Source organism: Aporhodopirellula aestuarii (genome assembly GCF_023701485.1).
Lineage (GTDB): Bacteria > Planctomycetota > Planctomycetia > Pirellulales > Pirellulaceae > Rhodopirellula > Rhodopirellula aestuarii.
In genome coordinates this window covers 54,323-75,141 of sequence record NZ_JAMQBK010000020.1, presented here as the reverse complement: position 1 = coordinate 75,141, position 20,819 = coordinate 54,323, and the positions used below count along the sequence as shown (strand labels likewise).

At 54.9% G+C, this 20,819-nt stretch carries 13 protein-coding genes; 4 read left to right on the top strand and 9 right to left on the bottom strand.

Annotation, left to right across the window (positions count from 1 at the left end; all coding sequences use genetic code 11):
- Nucleotides 1-96 precede the first annotated feature (96 nt).
- The gene (locus NB063_RS06585; RefSeq protein WP_250927963.1) at nucleotides 97-1,662 is read right to left on the bottom strand and encodes a sulfatase; all 1,566 of its coding nucleotides are present in this window, start codon (nucleotides 1,660-1,662) and stop codon (nucleotides 97-99) included.
- Nucleotides 1,663-2,152: 490 nt separating this feature from the next.
- On the opposite strand from NB063_RS06585, the gene NB063_RS06580 reads away from it, so the two are divergent.
- Together NB063_RS06580 and NB063_RS06575 are read left to right on the top strand one after the other, a co-directional pair.
- Nucleotides 2,153-4,405, top strand: a complete 2,253-nt coding sequence (locus tag NB063_RS06580; RefSeq protein WP_250927962.1) for a glycoside hydrolase family 95 protein — start codon at nucleotides 2,153-2,155, stop codon at nucleotides 4,403-4,405.
- Between the two features lie 142 nt (nucleotides 4,406-4,547).
- A complete protein-coding gene (locus NB063_RS06575) occupies nucleotides 4,548-7,325 on the top strand; it encodes a family 78 glycoside hydrolase catalytic domain (RefSeq protein WP_250927961.1) in 2,778 nt (925 codons plus the stop codon).
- Nucleotides 7,326-7,501: 176 nt separating this feature from the next.
- Here the strand turns inward: NB063_RS06575 and NB063_RS06570 are convergent, their stop codons facing one another.
- From NB063_RS06570 to NB063_RS06555, 4 genes are all read right to left on the bottom strand, one after another.
- Complete coding sequence (locus NB063_RS06570) at nucleotides 7,502-8,989, bottom strand: sulfatase family protein (protein WP_250927960.1); 1,488 nt, start codon at nucleotides 8,987-8,989, stop codon at nucleotides 7,502-7,504.
- Nucleotides 8,990-9,047: 58 nt separating this feature from the next.
- Nucleotides 9,048-10,478, bottom strand: a complete 1,431-nt coding sequence (locus tag NB063_RS06565; RefSeq protein WP_250927959.1) for a sulfatase — start codon at nucleotides 10,476-10,478, stop codon at nucleotides 9,048-9,050.
- A 457-nt stretch (nucleotides 10,479-10,935) separates the two neighbouring features.
- A complete protein-coding gene (locus NB063_RS06560; protein WP_250927958.1) occupies nucleotides 10,936-12,297 on the bottom strand; it encodes a sulfatase family protein in 1,362 nt (453 codons plus the stop codon).
- A 243-nt stretch (nucleotides 12,298-12,540) separates the two neighbouring features.
- Nucleotides 12,541-13,710 carry a Leu/Phe/Val dehydrogenase gene (locus NB063_RS06555; RefSeq protein ID WP_250927957.1) on the bottom strand — a complete coding sequence of 390 codons (1,170 nt, stop codon included), beginning with the start codon at nucleotides 13,708-13,710 and terminating at the stop codon, nucleotides 12,541-12,543.
- A 399-nt stretch (nucleotides 13,711-14,109) separates the two neighbouring features.
- Between NB063_RS06555 and NB063_RS06550 the strand changes: the two genes are divergently transcribed.
- Nucleotides 14,110-15,834, top strand: coding sequence for a DUF885 domain-containing protein (locus NB063_RS06550; RefSeq protein WP_250927956.1), 1,725 nt, complete (start codon nucleotides 14,110-14,112; stop codon nucleotides 15,832-15,834).
- Between the two features lie 19 nt (nucleotides 15,835-15,853).
- On the opposite strand, the gene NB063_RS06545 is transcribed toward NB063_RS06550, so the two are convergent.
- The 3 genes from NB063_RS06545 to NB063_RS06535 all read right to left on the bottom strand — a co-directional run bounded on the left by NB063_RS06545 (nucleotide 15,854) and on the right by NB063_RS06535 (nucleotide 18,962).
- A complete protein-coding gene (locus NB063_RS06545; protein ID WP_250927955.1) occupies nucleotides 15,854-17,017 on the bottom strand; it encodes an AraC family transcriptional regulator in 1,164 nt (387 codons plus the stop codon).
- 379 nt (nucleotides 17,018-17,396) lie between these two features.
- Nucleotides 17,397-17,564: a hypothetical protein gene (locus tag NB063_RS06540; RefSeq protein ID WP_250927954.1), complete on the bottom strand. Its 168-nt coding sequence runs from the start codon at nucleotides 17,562-17,564 to the stop codon at nucleotides 17,397-17,399.
- 162 nt (nucleotides 17,565-17,726) lie between these two features.
- On the bottom strand, nucleotides 17,727-18,962 hold the full coding sequence (locus NB063_RS06535; protein ID WP_250927953.1) for a DUF1559 domain-containing protein: 1,236 nt from the start codon (nucleotides 18,960-18,962) through the stop codon (nucleotides 17,727-17,729).
- Nucleotides 18,963-19,315: 353 nt separating this feature from the next.
- Here NB063_RS06535 and NB063_RS06530 point away from each other — a divergent pair, with 353 nt between their 5' ends.
- Nucleotides 19,316-19,597, top strand: coding sequence for a hypothetical protein (locus NB063_RS06530; RefSeq protein ID WP_250927952.1), 282 nt, complete (start codon nucleotides 19,316-19,318; stop codon nucleotides 19,595-19,597).
- 407 nt (nucleotides 19,598-20,004) lie between these two features.
- Here the strand turns inward: NB063_RS06530 and NB063_RS06525 are convergent, their stop codons facing one another.
- Complete coding sequence (locus NB063_RS06525; protein ID WP_250927964.1) at nucleotides 20,005-20,595, bottom strand: hypothetical protein; 591 nt, start codon at nucleotides 20,593-20,595, stop codon at nucleotides 20,005-20,007.
- Between the last annotated feature and the right edge of the window lie 224 nt (nucleotides 20,596-20,819).

The window sequence follows — 20,819 nt, the reverse complement described above, 5'->3', positions numbered from 1 at the left end:
CAGGCGCACTAGCCACCGTCGCCAGACGGTGGATTACGTTTTGACGAAATTAGCTACCTCTAAAAACAACGTCATTTGCACGAACGCTCGAGGCTTTTATCGCCAGTACTTGTCGAGCAAGTATTGATTGTCCTTGCCGTGTTGTAGCCATTCATCGTACTCCGCTCGAGAGCGGAATGGTGGGATGTGATGCGGCTGCAGTTTCTCGGACGTTTTTACGAGCGGGGCTGGTGACAAGGGAATGTTTGCGGCTAGTTCGTTTTTGGTCTGAGAATATTCCGGATTCTGGGCCAGGTTATGCCATTCCTCCGCATCGGATTGGAGGTCATAAAGTTCTTCGCTGCCGTCGATGTAACGCGTGTACCGATAACGCTCGCTGCGCACCGAAAACTCGCCAAAGTCATAAGTGGTTAATGCGACGTGATCCCATGTTGCCTCTGGCCTCTTGAGAAGAGGTGTCAAACTACGTCCGTCGATCTCGGTGTTCGCGGGCAGTCCGCAAGCATCGACCAAAGTTGGGTAGATGTCTTGTAAGGAAACCGGCCGATGGCACAACTGTCCATCGGCCGAACCATCCTGCAGTCCGGGGGCTTCCTTGGGAACGTGGATCATCAACACCGAGCGCACGACGTTGTCCCAGAGCGCGAACTTGCGCCAGTGCTGCTTCTCTCCAAGTTGCCAACCGTGGTCGGACCACAACACGACGATCGTGTTTTCGCGCTGACCGCTCTCGTCCAGACCATCAAGTAAGCGACCAAACATCGCATCGGCAAACGCGATCGACGCGAGATATCCCTGGACGGCTTGCTGCCACTGACCAGCATCCACCACGTGCTGATGGTAGCCTCCGCCTCGAAATGCGATATCCCGAGCTCGTGGACCAATATCGGCAAGATCATTCTCCAATCGTTTGGGAAGGACCACATCATCGAGCGGAAACATGTCGAAATATTTGCGAGGCACGTACCACGGCAGGTGCGGTCGATAAATACCGCACGCCAGGAACAGCGGTTTGTCGCGCGGTTTGTTGAGTTGCCGCAGCACATAATCCACGCTCTTGAAGTCTCCCATCTCTTCGTCGGGAACATCCAACGCTGACCAGTCGAACATCCCATACATTTGATGGAACGCGGGCATGTTCATCGTTTTTGGCGCCGGGTTGTCTGCCGTCGCCAGCGTGGATTTGGTGAAATCGGGAAAGGCTTCTTCAGGCATGTTTTGTTGCTGCGACGGCCAGTACTCGTCCCAGCATTCGGGATCGACCATGTGGTAGTGAAAAATCTTGCCCGCACCGCAACTGAAATAGCCGTGCTGTCGAAAATAGGCACCAATCGTTCGGTGGTTCGGAATTGCCTCGCGCCAGTCCTGATAGTTGGAGTAAACGCCGGACGTGTAGGGGGCCAAGCCGGTCATGATTGCCGTGCGCGACGGGTTGCAGCCGGGGCTCGGGCAACTGGCGTTTGTGAAGCAGACAGACCGCTTCATAAATCGAGTGAAGTTTGGAGTCACCGCTTGAGGATGACCTTGCAGCGGTTCAATCCAATCGTTCAGGTCATCCACCGAAACGAAAAGAACATTGGGGCGTTGCTCCTGCCCAAAGGTTGAGCTAAACGCGGACAACGCGATTAAGCAAGTCAATGCCAGCCAAAGTCTATTATTCACGGGGCAGCTTCTCTTCAATGCGTTAGACATGATTCGTTGTTCAATAAGTCGCCACGAATATAGCAAGATGGAATTCGTCATACCTGCCAAACCACACTTCAGAGTTGCTAGCGTAAAAAAATTTGTGCTCGTTGATGATGCGTTTTGCGCAGACCGCCTACCAAACGCGAGGTTGCGCACACCCGGAATTGATGCGGAAGAAATCACGAAGTATTGCGAGTCAATACAATCTTTTGCTGGTACTATCTGATGACGATAGCCGTTGCCACACGTCTACAACGTGGGCAGGTTTTTGTTATCAACTCCCGGCAAGAGGGTGGGTGTGATGAATGATTCCAGGCTTCGGATATGGGCCCCTCACATTGGATAAAAGGATACAGAAGGTATGAACAGAGGTGCTGCGTCGAAACGGATGCTTAGATGGATTGCTTTGGCCTGCTTGATCGCCGTTGTTGTAGGCACAATCGCTGGCGATGTTAGGGGTGCTGACGTGTCAGTGGAAAAGGACGCTGCTGCTAACACCTTGTGGTATAAGCATCCCGCAAACACGTGGATGACGGAGGCTCTGCCCATCGGGAATGGACCGATGGGAGCAATGTTGTTTGGCGACACCGACATCGAGAGAATTCAGTTCAACGAAATCAGTCTGTGGGGCGGTCGCCGTCTCGCGTCCGAGGAATATGTTGAAAATGACGACATGGGAAGCTACCAGGCTTTCGGTGATCTGGTCGTTCAACTCGGACATGCCCCGCAGAAGGTAACCAACTACCGACGGGAACTCGATATCCAAAGCGCGGTTCATCGCGTGACGTATAAATACGAGGGAGTGCGCTATGAACAGACTGCCTTCGCCAGTCATCCTGCAGGTGTGATTGTTGTCCACTTTGCAGCGGACAAACCCGCAGCTTATTCGGGGCGCATCTGGCTGACAGATATGCACAACGCTCCAATCATCGCCTCGGCCAATCGGCTGGCTGCGGTAGGAAAATTGAGGAATCGATTTGAGTATGAAGCTCAGGTGCAAGCGTTGAATCAAGGAGGTGAATTGTCGGTTGTCGAGACTGTTTCGGTCCCCGAAAACCAATGGGAAATTGATCTGCCCGCAACCTGCCTTCGCTTTGAAAAATCGGACAGCGTGACACTGATACTCTCTGCCGGGACAAACTTTGAGCAGGACTTTTCAAAGGAATGGCTGGGCGAACATCCGCACGCCGCGGTGACTAAGCGAGTTGACTCAGCGGCGAGCCGTAGCGTGGACGCCCTGCTGGCGGAGCATGTGGCCGACTATCAATCTCTGTTCGGTCGCGTTTCGCTTGATTTGGGAACACCCGATTCGGAGCAGCTCGCCAAGAGCACCAAGGAGCGTTTGGAAGACTACACACGCACCCAAGTTGCGGATCCGGACTTGGAGGCGTTGTTCTGTCAGTTTGGCCGCTATTTATTGATCAGCTGTTCGCGGCCCGGCAGTTTACCTGCGAATCTTCAAGGCGTCTGGAACGACAGCAACAAACCGGCGTGGGCCGGAGACTACCATTCCAATATCAATGTTGAAATGAACTATTGGCCTGCTGAGACCAGTAACCTGGCTGAATGTCACGTCCCCTTCATTGATTACGTTTCAAGCCTTCGCGAAGTCTGCGCCCAAAAAACGCAAATGCGTTATGGCAATGTCCGAGGGTGGACCATCCAAACGATGAACAATGCCTGTGGAGTTTCCAGTTGGAAGTGGAACCCGCCCGGAAGCGCCTGGTACGCCCAACACCTGTGGGAACATTATGCCTTTGGACGCGATATCGACTACCTTCGCGAAACCGCGTATCCCATCCTGAAGGAAATCTGTCTTTTCTGGCAGGACCATCTTAAACGGCGGCCTGACGGGACTCTGGTCACACCGGACGGTTGGTCACCGGAGCAGTACAAATATGAACCCGAAGAGGGCGTCACTTACGATCAGGAAATCGTCTACGACCTGTTTACCAACGTCATCGAAGCCGCCGATGCCTTGGGCGAGGACAAGGAATTCCGGGACGAAGTTGCGGCCATGCGAGACGATCTCTTGAAACCGGCAATTGGAAGCTGGGGGCAGTTGAAGGAATGGGAAATCGAACGGGACGATCCCGAAGACAAGCACCGACATGTTTCGCATCTGTTCGCGCTCTTTCCCGGACGACAGATCAGTATGGCAGAAACACCGGAACTGGCTGAGGCCGCCCGTGTGTCCTTGAACGCACGCGGCGATGCAAGTACCGGGTGGAGTCGCGCCTGGAAAATCAATTTCTGGGCCAGGCTCGGCAATGGGGATCGTGCCCATCGATTGTTGCGGAGTCTGCTGAATCTTGTCGCCGAGACAAAGACGATCTACGGCCAAAGCGGCGGCGGAGTGTATTCGAACCTACTCTGCTCGCATCCCCCTTTTCAGATCGACGGCAACCTCGGCGCAACGGCTGGTTATTGTGAAATGCTACTCCAAAGTCACGCGGGCCAGATTCAATTGCTTCCGGCCTTGCCGTCGGCCTGGCCAACAGGTTCTGCAAGCGGGTTGTGTGCACGGGGAGGATTCGAAGTGGATCTGACCTGGAATGACGGGCAATTGACCTCGGCGGTAATCCGTTCCAAGTCAGGTCAGCCCTGCCGAGTTACCTATCAAAACAAGACGTGGGAGTCGGACACCAAGAAGGAGACGACTTATCACTTGGATCATCAGTTGAATCCCCAGGACAATGGGGCGATGAGCCCTTCGTAAGACCATCGACGCCCATTTCCTTCAAATGAAAAACGATGCCGCTGGCTCGCCACGAACATCCATGCGAGCCGCCCAACCGAAAGCCCCTGTTTCGAGACAAACTTCAATGCCAAATGGACTAAACTTTACTGGAAATTCGTCAATGCGAGTTCAATCAACTCTATGCCTGAGCGTCTTGTGTGCGCTGCTTTTGCTACCCCTAGCGACGACAGCAGTGAGTTCCGCGCAAGATCGATCATCAAACGCAATGGGCATGACTCGCCTGCACTGCGAATACCGCGAGCAGCCATTGGGAATCGATCATCCAAAGCCGCGGCTGGGATGGGAGCTGGCATCAGATGTGCGTGGCGCGAAACAGAGCGCTTATCGCGTACTGGTGGCCTCAACCGCCGAAGATCTAGAGAACAACCAAGGCGATTTATGGGACAGCGGAAAGGTCATCTCCAGCCAAAGCGTAGGTGTTGTCTATGCCGGGGTAACTCTGGCGTCCGGTCAGCGATGTTTCTGGAAGGTGATGGTATGGGATGGCGACGGCACGGCATCCGAATGGTCAGCACCCTCGTTCTGGGAAATGGGACTGCTTAAGGAGTCCGATTGGCAGGCCGAGTGGATCGGCGACGGTAAGCCGACGCCGGAAAAGGACGAAGACTTTTTTAAGGACGATCCGGCGCCACTCTTTCGCAAGCCTTTCAAACTCTCCGGTCGAGTAAAAAGTTCGCGTCTCTACATTTCCGCATTGGGCTACTACCGCGCATCGCTGAACGGCCAAGAGGTCGGCGACCATCAGCTGGATCCGCTCTGGACGCTGCCGCAAAAACGTGTGTTCTATTCCGTTTACGATGTGACGGATCAACTCTCACCCGATGAAAACTGTCTGGGTGTAGAGCTTGGGAATGGCTGGTACAACCCGCTGCCGTTGCGTCTGTGGGGCCGCCGAAACCTGCGCGAACACCTGCCCGTCGGTCGCCCCCAGTTTATTGCCCACCTGCGGATCGAATATGCCGATGGCACGATCGAAACGATCGTCAGCGACGACTCTTGGAAATTCACCCAAGGCCCGATCCTGCGCAACAACATTTATCTGGGGGAGAAGGTCGATGCACGTAAGAACATTCCTGGCTGGAACCGGCCAAGACTGGACGACAGTGGTTGGGCTGCGGCAAAAATTGCCGTCGCTCCTCAGGGCGCACTGACGGCGCAACCGAGTGCCGCAATCAAGGTCACGAAGAAGATTCGTCCCGTTGCCATTTCCGAACCGGAAGATGGCGTTTACATCGTCGACATGGGAAAAAACTTCGGCGGATGGGCTAGCATCCGTTTTAACGTGCCCGCGGGAACGCTGATTAAAATTCGCTACGGCGAGTTGCTCAACGAGGACGGTACGCTCAATCCGATGACCAGCGTCTGCGGACAGATCAAGAGCCTGTCGGGCAAGCCCCAGGTTCCCGGAGCGCCACCCACCGCTTGGCAGGAAGACAACTACATTGCTCGCGGCGGAGACGAAAATTATACGCCGAAGTTTACCTTCCACGCCTTCCGCTATATCGAGCTGATTGGGTTACCCAGTCGCCCGTCGCTGGATTCCATTGAAGGACTTCGTATGAACTCAAGCGTGGAACCGGTCGGCACATTCGTCTGCTCCAACGATCTGTTCAACCGCATCCAAGAAATGTGCCAATGGACATTCCTGAGCAACCTGTTCGGCGTGCAGTCCGACTGTCCGCACCGCGAACGTTTCGGGTATGGCGGCGACCTGGTCACCACGTCGGACGCCTTCATCCTGAACTACGACATGTCGGGGTTCTATCCCAAATCCACACGAGATTGGGCCGATAGCACCTTACCCAACGGCATGCTGACCGATACCGCACCTTCGGTGGGTATTCAGTACTGTGGAGTCGGCTGGGCGATGGCGCATCCACATTTGCAGACGCTGCTCTACCGCTACTACGGCGACCGCCGCATCATCGAAGAGCAATATGCAGTCAGCAAGCGTTGGTTCGATTTGGTTCGCACCCAAACACCCGATCATATCGTTCGTAGCGGACTGCACGATCACGAAACGCTGCAGCGTGAAAAGACACCACCGATGGTTACCCCGCTCTATTGCGAATCCGCCCGCATGCTCTCAAAGCTAGCTTCCGTTCTCGGCAAGACGGACGATGCGAAGGAATATGCGCGGCTGGCCGATGAAATTAGAGCGGCCTACGTAAGCAATTTTTTTGATGCGGAAACAGGCGTCGCGGGATCAGGTTTCCAGAACTCACAGTCCTTCGCCCTCTATCTAGACATGCTACCGGAAAGCGACCGATGCGAGGCGCTGACGCATTTGCTCAAGGAAATCGAGAAACACAACGGGCACCTCGCAACCGGCATCTTCGGCACCCGATACATGCTCGACGTCCTGAGTCGCGAAGGCGAGGTTGAAACCGTCAATGCGATGGTCAACAAACGCGACTTCCCTGGCTGGGGACACATGATCGAAAATGGCGCCACCACCCTGTGGGAACACTGGGAGTTCAGTGATAACTCGCTCAGCCATAACCACCCGATGTTCGGCTCCGTCAGCCAGTGGTTCTTCAATTGGCTCGGTGGCATCGAGCCCGCCGCAGACGCCATCGGCTTTGACCGCATCGAGCTGCATCCCCGCTTCGTCAACGGACTCGATTGGGTGAAGTGTACACATCGGTCGATCCACGGGCCTGTGGTGTGCGATTGGAAACGCGTTGGCGATACGGTTGACTTAAAACTGCGCGTGCCAGTCGGTAGCACCGCACAGCTGGATCTTCCGGAGGCAATATGCATCATCGAAAACGATCATCCCGCAGCCGAGTCGACCGGAGTGAATCAACTTCCCACCCAGGGCGGTGTTAAGCTGCAAGTCGAGTCTGGTTCCTATCAATTCGAGGTGCAACTATGACGCCAACCAGAGGCGTCGGCCCAGTGCCATCTACTTTCGCACTAACCGAGTGGTGTTTGTAGCGGAACGGCGCGAGCCGCCCGTTGAATTACGAACATCTTTTTCGCTGCAACCTGGGTGTGAGCCGCACAACAAACTCGATGGCATTGGGCGTCGGCACGGCGGTCGGTGATCTGCTATTTCGATAGTCCTTCGTCACGCATTTCTCGCCACAACGCAGTCATTTCCTTTTTCATGGAGCTAACGATTCCGGAATTTTCTTCTGCGATGTCGTTGCTCTGCGCGGGATCGACTGAAACATCGTAGAGTGCCACTCGATCGGGATCGGATGTCGCGAACCACTCGTCGAGTGAGACCCCTTCGGTGCGTTCTTGCAACCAAGCGATCAGAGTGAGGTCGCCTTTGCGCATTGATATTTGCGGCATGCGGAACCACGTGTCGCCGTGGTGTGGGTAGAACCAGATGGCAGAATCGCCGCGTTGGATCTTTTTACCCAAGAATGCATCAAAGGCATCGACGCCGTCCACGTTTCGGTTGGCGGGCGCTTCGGCACCGACGAGCCCGCAGACCGTGGGCAGAATGTCGGTTCCGTTGAAAAGCACATTGCTTTCGGTGCCTGCGGGAATGACTCCCGGCAAACGGACCAGTCCGGGTACGCGGTGACCACCTTCGTACGGATAACGCTTCATACCGCGCAGTACGCCGGGAGTGCCGAAGCATTTGTCGCGAATGGGATCTTCCCACTGACCCAGTGACTCCGCCAGCGTCACCGGTGTTTCCGGCCCGTTGTCACTGGTGAACAGCACCAAGGTGTTCTCTTCGAGCCCCTCCTCTTCGAGTGTCTTCATCAAACGCCCAAAGGCGTCATCGAGCTGGTTGACGGTTCCGTAGTAGTCCTTCTTGTTGCCTGAGATGTCCTTTTTCGGCCGGCTGATTTGACCGTATTGGGTTTGCTTTTCCAGTTGATCTACTTTGGCATTGTCGTATCGGTTGCTGTATTCCGTTGGTGGGTCAATCGGGGTGTGTGGTTCGTGCGAGCAGACATACATGAAGAACGGCTTCTGCTTGCTGCGCTGATTCACCAGCCAGTCGCGTGCATCATCAACGATCACGTCGCAGTACCAGGCATCGACTGTGCCCACCGGCTCGCCATTCTTGATGAAGGCCTTGGGGCGGCGAGGGCCACCAAGTTTGTCGAAGGCATTGAGGGTCGTGCCCATCCAGTAGTCGAACCCTTGCTCGCTTGGTCCGGGATGGACGTAGTGAGTTTTTTCCAAGGTTGAAAGATGCCACTTGCCCCAGAACCCCGTTTCGTAGCCTTTTTCCTTGAGTACCTCAGCGAGAGTAATTTCCTCGTCTTTCAGGTAGGTGTCTTTTCCATGGATGTAGAAGAAACCGCTGCGATAGGGATTACGCCCGGTCAGCAACGCGGCGCGCGAGGGTGAGCAAACCGTGCCACCGGAATGGCAGTCGGTCAGACGAACGCCTTCCGAAGCGAATCGGTCCAGGTGCGGCGTTTGAACAATCGGGTTGCCATAGCAAGCGAGGTCACCGTAACCGAGGTCGTCGGCTAGAAAGATGATCACGTTGGGAGAACGGTCCGACGCCTGCGCAAGGGAGCATGCGATGAGCAACAGGACCAGTGAGCGGAGGCAGGTCTTCATTTTATTTTCTCAAACAGTCCCAATAGGTAGCAGCAAGGTTTCGCCGTTTGGCGGGACATTACTTCGCACGCTGTGGCTGACTGGCGTTGGTCATTTTTAGCCATGCTTCCAGTTCTGAGCGAAGTTGCTCGGCCTTTTCCGGCATTTTGTGAGCGAGATTTCGCGACTCGCTGATGTCGTTTTCTAGGTCATAGAGTTCAACGGAGTCATCGTCATAGTACTTGATTAATTTGTAGTCACCTGAGCGAACTGCACTTCCCAGTCGATTCTGTTTGTGAAAGGCGTAGTTGGGGTAGTGAAAGTAGATCGACTTGCGTTGCAATTCGGATTCGTCTTCAAGCAACGGCAACAGAGAGATTCCATCGGGAGTATTGGATGGATCGGCTTTCAGATTGGCAGCGTCAAGAATCGTAGCATGAATGTCCATGGTGATCGCCGGCGTCGAAGTTTGGGTGCCCGCGCGGACGTGACCGGGCCAGCGAACAATCATCGGGACTCGAATGCCACCTTCATATAGGTAACCTTTTTCCGCCCGAAGTGGTTGAACGTTTGCGTCGAACGGCCCATTGTCCGAGGTAAAGATCACCAGGGTTTCCTCGCCCAGGCCCTGTTGGTCGATTGCATCGATGAGCTTGCCGATCGATGTGTCCATGCCCTCGATCATGGCAGCATACGTCGGATTCTCGACGCCCGGACCTTTGCGTTGTTCGTATTTGGCGATCAAATCGGCGGGAGCTTGAAAGGGATAGTGAACCGAGTAATTCCACCAGCAAAGGAAAAACGGCCGGTTCCCATCCGCTTGGGCGGACTTGATAAAGTCGATGCATTCGTCGGCGCATCTGTCAGGCAGGTACTCACCGTCGATTTTCCCTTCCAGGTTAGGGATTCCGTACGGACTGAAATAGCTTGGGGGCCCGCCAAAACGACAACCTCCGATGTTGATATCGAAGCCCTGATGTTCAGGCCGTAACTCAGGCTCCGTCGGCTGATCCTCGTCGGTATTGGAGTTTGATCGACTGCGATGGGAGAGATGCCACTTGCCCACGAATCCTGTCGCGTAACCGGCTGCTTTGAGTTGCTCGGCCAGGGTGACTCGCTCCAATGGTAGGTGTCGCAGCCAAGTCGGTGTGATCAAATCGGTGCCAGGCTTCTGGAAATTCTCAGGGTGTCCTCCGGCGTGATTGGTAATGTTCAGGCGAGCCGGTGACTCTCCCGTCATCAACGCCGCGCGTGTCGGCGTGCAAACGGGGGCAGCCGAATAGGCGTCCGTAAACAACAATCCTTGCCTTGCCAGCTGATCCAGGTGCGGCGTGTCAAGTTTGTCGTTGCCGTAGCAGTGAAGGTCTTTCCACCCGAGGTCATCTGCCATGATCAAGACAACGTTGGGCAGTTTCCCTTCCGTCTCTGCATCCTTGCCAGACGCGGTCGCCGAAACGGCACAGAGGGCAATCAACGAAGCCCATAGATACTCAACTTTAAATCTTTTCATTGTTAATTTCTGTAGATGGCGTTCGATTGCGGACAGCCACAAGGACGAATAGGACTGAAGGGATGGCAGTGCCGTTGCCGGGGCCGTCCAACTACGATCAGCAGACGCCACCGGACGGCTTGCGGGCTGTTGTTTTAGGCGTTTCGCAAAAATTAGTGAGCCGACAGCGCTAGCTGCGGGCCTCCGATGGGCACGTTCTAGCCGTTAGGCCCGCGGCTAGCGCCGTCGGCTCACTAAAACAACAGCCCGCTTGTGCCGTTCCGCTAATGAATTTGAGCTCCGCTTTTCGCGGGGGGAAAAGTTTTGCATCAATGTCCGAATCGGTTCCGCCGAAGCTGACCGTTTCGACGGTGCCTAGAGCATTTCCATTTTTGTTGTAGCCACCGTCGCCAGACGGTGGACCACGTTCTGGCGAACGTAGCTACCTTTGAAAACCTAAGTCATTTACAGAAACGCTTCAGCGAGCAGGAGGAGCCAGCTTGCCGGCTTGACGCTGGTTGGGAACATACCACTCGTCCAGCAACGCGCTGAGTTCCTTGACTTTTGCTGGATTCGCCTCCGCAAGATTCATCGTTTCTTTCGGATCGTCTTTGAGGTTGTAAAGCTGAGGCTCGGCGTTCTCGGGCGGATACCTCATGTGCCCTGGTGCTCCGTCGTAAGTTAGCAACAGCTTGTCATGGCCCTGGATCACCCAGCGATACAGCAGCGATGCTTGGGGGGTTTCGATATCGGCGATGTCGTGGGCAAATGATTCGCCGAAAATCGTATCTCGTTCGATGGCCTCGCCTGACTTCAATTGCGGCAGCAGATTCAGTCCGGGGAAGTCGTGCGGTCCCTCTGCTTCGGCGGCCCCTAAAACGGTCGGCACAAAATCAATCGACGAACAAAGTTCGGGGCGATCCGCGGGCGGAATTTTTCCTGGCCAGCGGAACATGATCGGCGTGCGTGTTCCGAGTTCGTAGGGACTCCGTTTGGATCGCGGTCCGTAGCCACCGACTTCCTTCTGAATCCAGCCGTTGTCCGTGACGTAGATGACGAGCGTGTCGTCGGCAATTCCTGCCTCGTCGATGTGGTCCAACAGCGTACCGCAGGTTTCGTCGAACCACTCGCACATCGCGTAGTACTGAGCGATTCGTTCCTTCACTCCCTTTTTCAGGTACTTGTCAAGAAGCCGAGCGGGCGGATTGTGTGGTGTGTGCGGCATCACCGGTGCGTACCAAAGAAAGAATGGCTGTTCCGCTTCGACGCTGCGATCGATAAATTCCGTGACAGGCGTCATGGTTTCGCGTCCGATCGCCAACCCCGCATCACCATGTCGTCCGCCCGGATGTGGATACCCCTTGGTCATTCCTTCGGTGAAACCACCACGCTCAAAAGATCCTTCCCACCATTTTCCGCTCTGGAAATTGACGTACCCCTTTTGGGCCAGCCACTGCGGCAAGGCACCGGTGCGGTCAATGTGTGAGATCAGCAGCTCGCGAGCGTCTTTCCCCGCCTTTTCGGCGTGAGCTTCATTTGCGGGTGTGCGGGCGGGGTCGTTTCCGGTCGTCTTGTTCTGATGCGAATAGAGTCCCGTAATGAGCGTCGATAGAGCTGGGCGACAAAGCGCGGTTGGCACATAGCCGCGCCGGAACACCGTGCTCTCCTTGGCGAGCTGGTCAAGGTTCGGTGTTTCGATTTCCTCGTGTCCCATGAAACCATAGTCGGTGTAACCCTGGTCATCGGAGAGGATCAAAACGATGTTCGGCGGTTTGGAGTTGGCCGTTGTCGCGGTTGCAACCAGGAAAAGAAGCGGGAGCAGGCGAAGGAGACTATTCATGCGATTCGTCATGTTGACTTGGTGCCTTGGCTGAGATGGTGGGATGGGTCTGTTAAGCGACGATCGGAAAATCAGTGGGATAGGTTTCCAGCCTGGCATTCCCGTGTCGACAGGCTGGAAGTCTATCCCGGTTCAGGATAACAAGCCGTTCAAGTGTCCTGACGCTTAACGGAACGCTGGTTTAGCCGGCTATTCAATACTGAATGGCCAACCGCCTTATGTATTAACTGCTGAATCAGAAACTCACGGCCGAGAAGTGGATGCGCCGAGCCGTTCTTGTGCAATGTGGTCAGCCACTTCGGCGGTTGAAATTCCTTCCGTGTTTGCACGCTGGAAGATTTCCGTCAATGTTTCGCCAATCCGCTCGGTGTGACGCATTGCTTTATCCAAATTGTAACCTTGTTTCTCATAGGAGATATTGATGATTCCACCCGCGTTAATCACGTAGTCAGGGGCGTAAAGGATATTGCGATCCGTCAACGTCTTGGCCACCGCAGGCTCGGCGAGTTGATTGTTCGCAGCGCCCGCGACGATCGCTGATTTCAATCGTAGGACAGCTTGGGAATTGACAGTGCCACCAAGCGCGCATGGGGCAAATACGTCAGCCGAAACATCGTAGATTGCTTCCGGATCAACCGAAGTCGCAGAAAACTCGATGCATGCTCGCGTGACATTCGATTGATGAACATCGGTCACGACAAGTTTGGCACCAGCGTTGTGCAAATGGCGACATAACGCATAGCCAACGTTTCCTACGCCTTGAACGGCCACCGTGACATTGTCGAGTCGTGCATGTACGTCGTGGGGTCGGCGCTGCTTCAATGCGACGGCAGCCTGGATTCCACAGTAGACGCCGTATGCAGTGACGGGTGACGGATCACCACTGCTGCCCATGGAGGTCGGTAAACCAGCGACGTGCTTGGTTTGCTGACGCACGGAGACCATATCATCGACCGACACCCCAACATCCTCGGCGGTAACGTATTGACCGCCCAACGAATCGACGAAACGTCCAAAGGCTTGGAATAGGGCGTCGGATTTGTCGCGGCGCGGATCACCAACGATGACCGCTTTGCCCCCACCTTGCTGGGTATCCGCCACTGCGTGTTTGTAGCTCATCCCTTGACTCAATCGCAGCGCGTCCGTCAACGCTTCCTCGTCGCTTGCGTACCGCCACATCCGGCAGCCGCCCAATGCTTGCCCAAGCGACGTGTTGTGAATCGCGATGAAGGCGCGCAGGCCTGTCTTAGCGTCGTTGCAAGCAATCACAAGCTCATGGCCAGCGAATCCGGGGATGTCGTGGCAATCAAGTGTTTCGAGTTGGTAGTCAAACTCGATGCCGCTGGAGGTGTCCGCAGAGGAATCCCCTGCCTTCATCTCGGTATCGGCTTTTACTGTTGTGGAGACTTGCATGACGATTGGCAGTTCGCGCGGTAGGTTTTGGTCTGTAAACGTCTCTATGTCGAAGATCCCGCCGTGAACTCGCCCTTAAGCGCGACGGGGCACTTAAATGATCACGTGAGTACTGTATGAGCGAAGAATGGATGTAACCGATCCGAATTAGGTTCGGGACGAATTACTATCTCCATCTCATGACGGATGGCGATCCGTAGAAGCGTCCAATTGTGTCCTCAACGTTCCTTCATGCAAGAGTCTTGCGCATTTGCCGAACGGATTGTCGCAAATCACCAACGAGCGATGCGTATGATGCCCCTATCCCAAAGTTACGTCCATTGAAATGGGCGTCAGTATGAACGACGAAGTGAAATCGACATGACGAAAATTGGCTCTGTGCTACTCGTATCACTACTGATGGCCTCCGCACTCGTGGCGGACGACTCACAGGTCGATGCTGAGTTTGAACGACTCGGCGAGCAATACATCGACCAGTTCGCAGAATTCTCGCCCGTGCAGGCGACTTCCTTAGGCGACCATCGGTTTGATGGGAAGCTAGACGATGTAAGTCAGGCGGCCCGAACTCGTAAGCTCGTATGGCTTGCTGGCCTCGCCAAACGGCTTGATGGCATCGATTCGAAATGTCTTTCCCGCGCCAATCAAGTCGACCTCGCGCTATTGAAACACTCGATTGAGTACCAACAATGGCAGGCCACGCAACTGCAAGAGTGGAAATGGAATCCACTGATCTATACCGGGATCAGTGGAGATTCCGTCTACAGTTTGATGGCCCGAGAGTTCGCGCCGCGTCGTGACCGTCTATTGAACGTCGCCAGCCGTCTCGAGCAGTTCCCGCGTTTTTTTGACCAGGTCCGAGCGATCTTGGATGTTCCGCGAGTGCCGCAAGTGCACGCAAAAACCGCGGTGGCTCAGAATTTAGGCATCTTGAAGTCAATCGATAACTATGTTCGGCCGTTCCTCGATGAGATGCCAAAACAGGATCGCGAAAGAGTTGCGAGTGCCATCCAAACCGCCGAAACGGCGGTTCAAGAGCAGCAACAATGGCTGGAATCCGTGCTGCTTCCGGGGGCGAAAGGTGACTACCGGCTTGGGATCGAGCTCTATCAGCAAAAGCTCGCATTTTCATTGCACTCTCCCTTGCGGCCTCAGGAGATTCGTGATCTTGGCGAGCGGCGGATCGAGGAGCTCCATGACAGGATGTACGCCATCGCAAAGCCGATGTACCGGGATCAATACACGCTGACGCAGTTCCCTGAAAAACCATCCGATCCATTTCGACGTGCCGTGATTCGGTTTGGACTGGAAAAAGCATATGACAATGCGCCGCGGGCAGACGAGATCGTCAAAACGGCGCGACAGTCGGTTGCCGCGGCGACCGAGTTTATTCGCCAAAACGATGTGATCACGCTCTTCCCCGATCCACTTGAGATCATCGTGATGCCCGAGTTTCGTCGAGGTGTCTCGCTGGCCTACTGCGACTCGCCCGGGGCATTGGAAACCGATCAGCCCACATTTTATGCCGTCTCGCCACCGCCTGCAGACTGGACCGCCAAACAAGTGCTTTCGCATTTGCGAGAATACAACAACCGATCGATCGACGTGCTGACGATCCACGAAGCGATGCCCGGACACTTTCTGCAAATCGCACACGCCAACCGCTACCAAGGCAAGCTGCGTCATCTGTTTCAGTCCGGCGTCTTCGTCGAAGGTTGGGCCGTCTACTCCGAATGGATGATGTGCGAAGAAGGGTTTCGCGACCATGACCCGCTTTTGAAACTGATCACACTGAAATGGTATCTGCGCGATGTGACCAACGCGTTACTTGATCTTGCGGTCCATGTGGACGGAGGCTCTCGCAGCCAAGGCATGCGAATGTTGGTAGAGGATGCTTTTCAGGAGGAGCGTGAAGCGGCAGGGAAATGGACCCGGGCCCAAATCACTTCCGCTCAACTACCTACCTATTTTGTTGGGTATCTGGAACACGTGGCGCTGCGTCGCGAGGCCGAGCAGATGTGGGGCGACCGGTTTAGTCTCAAGGCCTATCACGACAAAGTTCTGTCGTTTGGTTCGCCGCCACCACAGTTTGTTCGTGCACTTGTTCTCGACAAACCCATTGAGTGACCGTCTGACAATATTGTCATTAAGCCGTTGATGAGATCACGTGCGTTTTTCTGAATTGTCCCGGGCTGAGTCCTAGTTCACGTTGAAAAACGGCGCATAGCTGGCTTGAGTCACGGAATCCACTTCGGCGGGCAATCATCTTGATCGAAAGTCCAGGCTCGAAGAGTTGTGTTTTCGCCATCTCCAACCGTGCGCGAGTGATTTCTTCCCCCACCGTGCACAGCACTTCCTGCTTGAACCGCCGTTCGAGCGTTCTTCTCGACAAGCAAACATGCGTTGCCACATCGTCTACGGTGATGTGCCCGTGGGCATGGGTCGCGATAAAGTGGAGACACTTGGCGATCTCTGGATCCGCCACGCCATATGCGTCCGAAGAACGTCGTTTGACGATCCCGCGAGGCGGCATCCAGGTCGGACTCTCAGGTGATTTGCAGCCTGATATTAGTTGCTCAAGCAACGATGCGGCTCGCACCCCGACTTGTTGGTAGCCCACATCTACGCTCGAAAGCTGAGGGTTGGTGTACTCACAGACTAGGGGCTCGTTTTCCATTGAAACGATGGCGATCTCTCGCGGCACTCGCAGTCCATGCCGTTCGCATCGTTCAATGATGAATCGACCGAGAGAATCATTCGACACGCAGACGCCAGTCCGTGGTTCCCACGTGGCAACTAACGCATCAAGCTGATCTGAGAATGATTGCCAGGCCGCCGCAGATAGAGCATAGGAGTGGTCGAACAAGTCAACGGTGTGCTGGAACGCGATATCACTTGCCGATGCGTTGTAGCCAGCGATCTGTAATTGCACGCCGCGTTGTTCAGTAAATCCTACATAGGCAAGCTTCCTAAATCCCAGCGACAAGAGATGCTGCGTCGCGATTTTTCCGGCCTGGCGCCAATCTGGAAAGACTCCCGGCAGGTTCTCCGCATCCGTATTCAACCAAACATTCACTGCCGGAATATTGTGCTCTTTCGCTTTGATCGCCAGTGATCGCCCGATGCGTCCGACGAAGCCGTCGAAAGCCTGGTTGCGATTATCTGACAAATCAAAATCCGTCACCGGGATTAGCGTTGTATCCCAGTCGGCAGTGGTCGCCACTTGTTGAATACCGGCCAACACATCGAGATGTCGACGAAGCGGGGTCTCGACTTCGATCAAGATGGCTATGCGTCGCTTCTTGCTCATCGGCCCTCCGCTACTCATTCATCTGTTTTGATTTTCGTCGCGAGATTTACTACGCAACCAGTCGCACGAGATCGGTTGTTGAGCATCGTCTTGACTGGTCGACACAACGATCAGAGCGATGTTACGTGGCAAGTGACCGATGTGTCACGAACCAGGCGAACTCAGTCTCAGGCAGAAGACCACCAAGTCATGAAACACCATGGCCCGAAACGAAATCTCTAAACCGCCACAACCTGGAATGAAACGATGCTTTTCAGTCCTGGTTCTACCCGCAGAAGCGACGACTTACCGGAATCGGTGACTGCTCGCGAATCGCTCGAGCACAACAAGAGAGTGCAAGACTCGTTTCCCCGCTGCGCTCGTTTGGCTCAATCGAAGCTCAGTCTTCAACTTGGTATTCCGCAGGCGGTGGTTCAGCCAGCTCCGGATGTTCAATCAATAGCTGCTCGACATCCGACATTTCATATGCTCTTTCTGCTTCCTCTTCCGCGCACCCCACGGAGCTAACGACCAACAACAAAGCACATAAATGGACTAAAAATTTCATGGCAAACTCAGACTCTTATATGAAAGAAAGAAGACAACATGCCCCAAGAGCAACACGCTTTGCGTTGATACTTTAAAAGTGAGCAATACAGGAGAAACGGTCGCCAGCTCACCATCGCGTCCGACCAACGGACGCGATGGCTGCTGCGATGGTCTTACGAAATTAAAACTCTGCGTCGATCACTTCTCTCGATGCGCGAGTGCCAAGTGCCCCCCACAATCCGAAGGGGCTTTCTGCACCGGCAACCGATAACGGGTCAGTGTTCACGCTGGCTGTGGAAACCATCGCTCGACTAGATAGATTCCCCGCGTCAATAGAGTCCGTAATGAATTTGACAGCACCGTCACCCATCAAAATATGAGCGCCACCTTGGTGTCGGCTGCTGGGGGGGCAAATTCCCTCGGACTGATACCAGCTTTGGGTAAAGCATAGCTCTCGGTTAGGAGGCAAGATCGCGTAGACGCCTGAGTGGATGGGGATGCCCCAAGCCCAGCGATAGCCGCGTCGATTGTCAACTTGAGGATTGCTGGCAAAGGGAGCGCTCGAATCCCAGAATTGAGGTCGTTCCGAATCAACGAAAGGCTCGCATGCTAACGCACCGCCTGGTGACTTCAGATTCCGCGTGGACGAACCGTTTAAGTGTCTTGTGCGTTTGTCGTCGTCACCAAGGTCGGTGATAAACTCACCCATCGCAATTGTGTTTGACAAACCATCAAGCACATCTCGAAAGGCAGATTTCATTTGGCATTTGAAAAAACCACGATTGCTGGCGTTAGCTGACGCGATGGTGGACGAAGCGTGCGGTACGCCTTTGTGATTCATCACAGCCGCCGCGTTTGTCTGGGCGATGGAGTCCCCCATGCACACGCCATAATTCGTGCGTCCCATGGCGGGAAGCCCGATGCCAGGATCGCTAGGGCATCGAAAAGTTGGGAGGTCTGATTCAAACGGCTTGTAAGGGCCCGCTTGACTATTAAGAAGCTTGTCGAAAGTTCGGCCTGGATACGGGCCCATGGGTGAGTAAATGTTCCCTGCACCAGGTTGGCCGGCAGGAACTTGGTAAGGATTAGAAAGTTGCTCCCAGATTGCCTGCTGCTCGATGAACGGCGTGAGGCCGACCAATGCAGAAAGTTCCAGAGAATTCTGTCCAGGAGCGTATTCTCGCCTCGAAACCGTGTAGGTCCCGCCGCATTGAACGGGCAACTGGTTGTAGGCCGAATGGTAGTTGTGCATTGCCAAGCCGATTTGCTTGAAGTTGTTGCTGCAACTCATCCGGCGAGCCGCTTCGCGAGCCGCTTGAACGGCCGGTAAAAGCAGTCCCACCAATACTCCAATGATCGCGATGACCACGAGGAGTTCAACGAGTGTGAATCCACTGCGTCCAAATTGTCTGCGCATTACGATATTCCCAAATCAAAAAGCCAAACTGAAACGAAACAAACGCAATCACGACACCTGCCGCTTAGGCATTGAACGAGCACGTGGCTGCAGTGTTCGCAATTTCATTAACGTAAGATTGAATTTACCATCGCTGCTCTTTTGTTCTGTGTTCATCGTGCCACACATTGGTTCTTTCGCGCACAATTTGCGGGTTTAGGATTACTTTCCCGGTACGGCGGCTCTTGTTAGCCAAGTTTCTGAATGAATCTGACTCGCGTGAAAGAGGAATGCCTCAGCGAAACGCTCTTTCTGTTTGCCGAGCCCGATGAGCGTCGCCGTAGGGTGAGATCGCAACCAACGGTCGGGAAAGTATGCGTGCAGAATTGCCGCTGGTTGTCTCGCAGCTTTGCGAGCGGAGCGCGGAGGTACTCGGAGCGGATCCACGCCAAGTCGTGTGCGTTGCGGTCAAACTCATCAACGTCGCTGCTGTTTGCCACCTCGGATTCCGCCGGGGTGATTACCGCGTGATCCGAATGCGCCCCAGTCGCAGGTTTGCATGTCTGGGATTCCGCTTTGGGGCGGACGTGATTGCGGGTCGGATCGGGTGGCGTATGGATGTTGTGTTGTTCGAGTGGTTGATCAGTGGGGCGTGATACGCAGTTGGAATAGGGTGAAGGAGCGATCGAGTTGGCGCGTGCATCGATCGACCGGTGTCCCGGTGGTGGACTCGGTGTGTGTTGAGTTGGTTCGGTGCAAACGAATCGAAAGGACGCTACCGCGTCGGTGGCGGTGACCACGCTGGTGTGAGGAGCAAGACCCCGAGACACCCACGCGGCAGCGGTGATTTTCTGTGCAACGACTGGTACTCCATCGTGGTGCTGGTCCCGCGCAGTGATCTCGTCAAAGATTCACTGCGCTTGGTAGGAACCAAGCGACAATCGATGGGTACAAGTCTCGCGCAGCAACGAACCGTGGTGCACTGAACGATGGAAGTGACGACTGTGCGTTGACATATGGAAACGCCTTGTGCACGAGTCGATTGGGAAGAGGCTCGGTCCGACTACGGTACCGGCGGATCGGGACAGAGTGCCCGTGAGACGGCGCGATCGTTTGCGATCGCGAGAGAGTAGAGAAAACGCGGCTCGATGGTCGCAACTTCAACTGGACGCGTTTCGATGGTCGCTTCGGCGAAGAGTGACCAGATCATGTCGATGCCGTGACACCGGGCGGCGTCTTCAATTCGAACGAATCGCAGGCGGGTTTTCGTGTCGGCGTCTGTCGTTTGGTGTTCGCGATCGGATCCGGCCGCAGCCTGGGACGCCGTGGACGCGGATTCGGTTGCGCATGCAGGCTTGGGTGCGCAGGTTGTCCCGGAGCAGCAGCAACAGGAGTTCGCAGCCGGTTTCGGTTTATTGGCTGCGATGAGGTTTTCGCGGGAGTCTGCGTTGACGCGGTCGATCAAAAATGTTGGGGGTGTGACGTTGTTTTCGGTCGCCCAGGTGAGTTTTTCGATGTCCGAGTGACAGCAGCACTTGTCCCAACAGAATTCGGCCGTTGCGCAGCCGCAGGGGCAATCTTCGCAGGGGAATCGCCCCGTTTTTTCGATCGGGGGCGCCGACAGCGGTAGACCGACGATTCCGACCGTGATCACGATCAAGAGCGCAGCAGAGATCGATCGTCGAAACGATCGCGAACTTGCTCGGAATAATCGCAGGGGAAAAGACAATGTTTGTAAAACAGCTAAACGGGCCGGTCGGCGGCTCGCTCCTCACACGAGGCAGTCTAGACATTGGAATCAGGTTGGGGAATCCGCGACAAATCGACGCGACGTGCGGTTTGGCGTCGCACTCGCCGATCGCTGGTCCGCATCAATGT

Excerpts from the sequence above, each read along its gene's own strand:
- NB063_RS06575 (WP_250927961.1), top strand. The coding sequence starts at position 4,548 with ATGCGAGTTCAATCAACTCTATGCCTGAGCGTCTTGTGTGCGCTGCTT.
- NB063_RS06570 (WP_250927960.1), bottom strand. The coding sequence starts at position 8,989 with ATGAAGACCTGCCTCCGCTCACTGGTCCTGTTGCTCATCGCATGCTCC.
- NB063_RS06565 (WP_250927959.1), bottom strand. The coding sequence starts at position 10,478 with ATGAAAAGATTTAAAGTTGAGTATCTATGGGCTTCGTTGATTGCCCTC.
- NB063_RS06560 (WP_250927958.1), bottom strand. The coding sequence starts at position 12,297 with ATGAATAGTCTCCTTCGCCTGCTCCCGCTTCTTTTCCTGGTTGCAACC.
- NB063_RS06555 (WP_250927957.1), bottom strand. The coding sequence starts at position 13,710 with ATGCAAGTCTCCACAACAGTAAAAGCCGATACCGAGATGAAGGCAGGG.
- NB063_RS06550 (WP_250927956.1), top strand. The coding sequence starts at position 14,110 with ATGGCCTCCGCACTCGTGGCGGACGACTCACAGGTCGATGCTGAGTTT.
- NB063_RS06545 (WP_250927955.1), bottom strand. The coding sequence starts at position 17,017 with ATGAGCAAGAAGCGACGCATAGCCATCTTGATCGAAGTCGAGACCCCG.
- NB063_RS06540 (WP_250927954.1), bottom strand. The coding sequence starts at position 17,564 with ATGAAATTTTTAGTCCATTTATGTGCTTTGTTGTTGGTCGTTAGCTCC.
- NB063_RS06535 (WP_250927953.1), bottom strand. The coding sequence starts at position 18,962 with ATGCGCAGACAATTTGGACGCAGTGGATTCACACTCGTTGAACTCCTC.
- NB063_RS06530 (WP_250927952.1), top strand. The coding sequence starts at position 19,316 with ATGCGTGCAGAATTGCCGCTGGTTGTCTCGCAGCTTTGCGAGCGGAGC.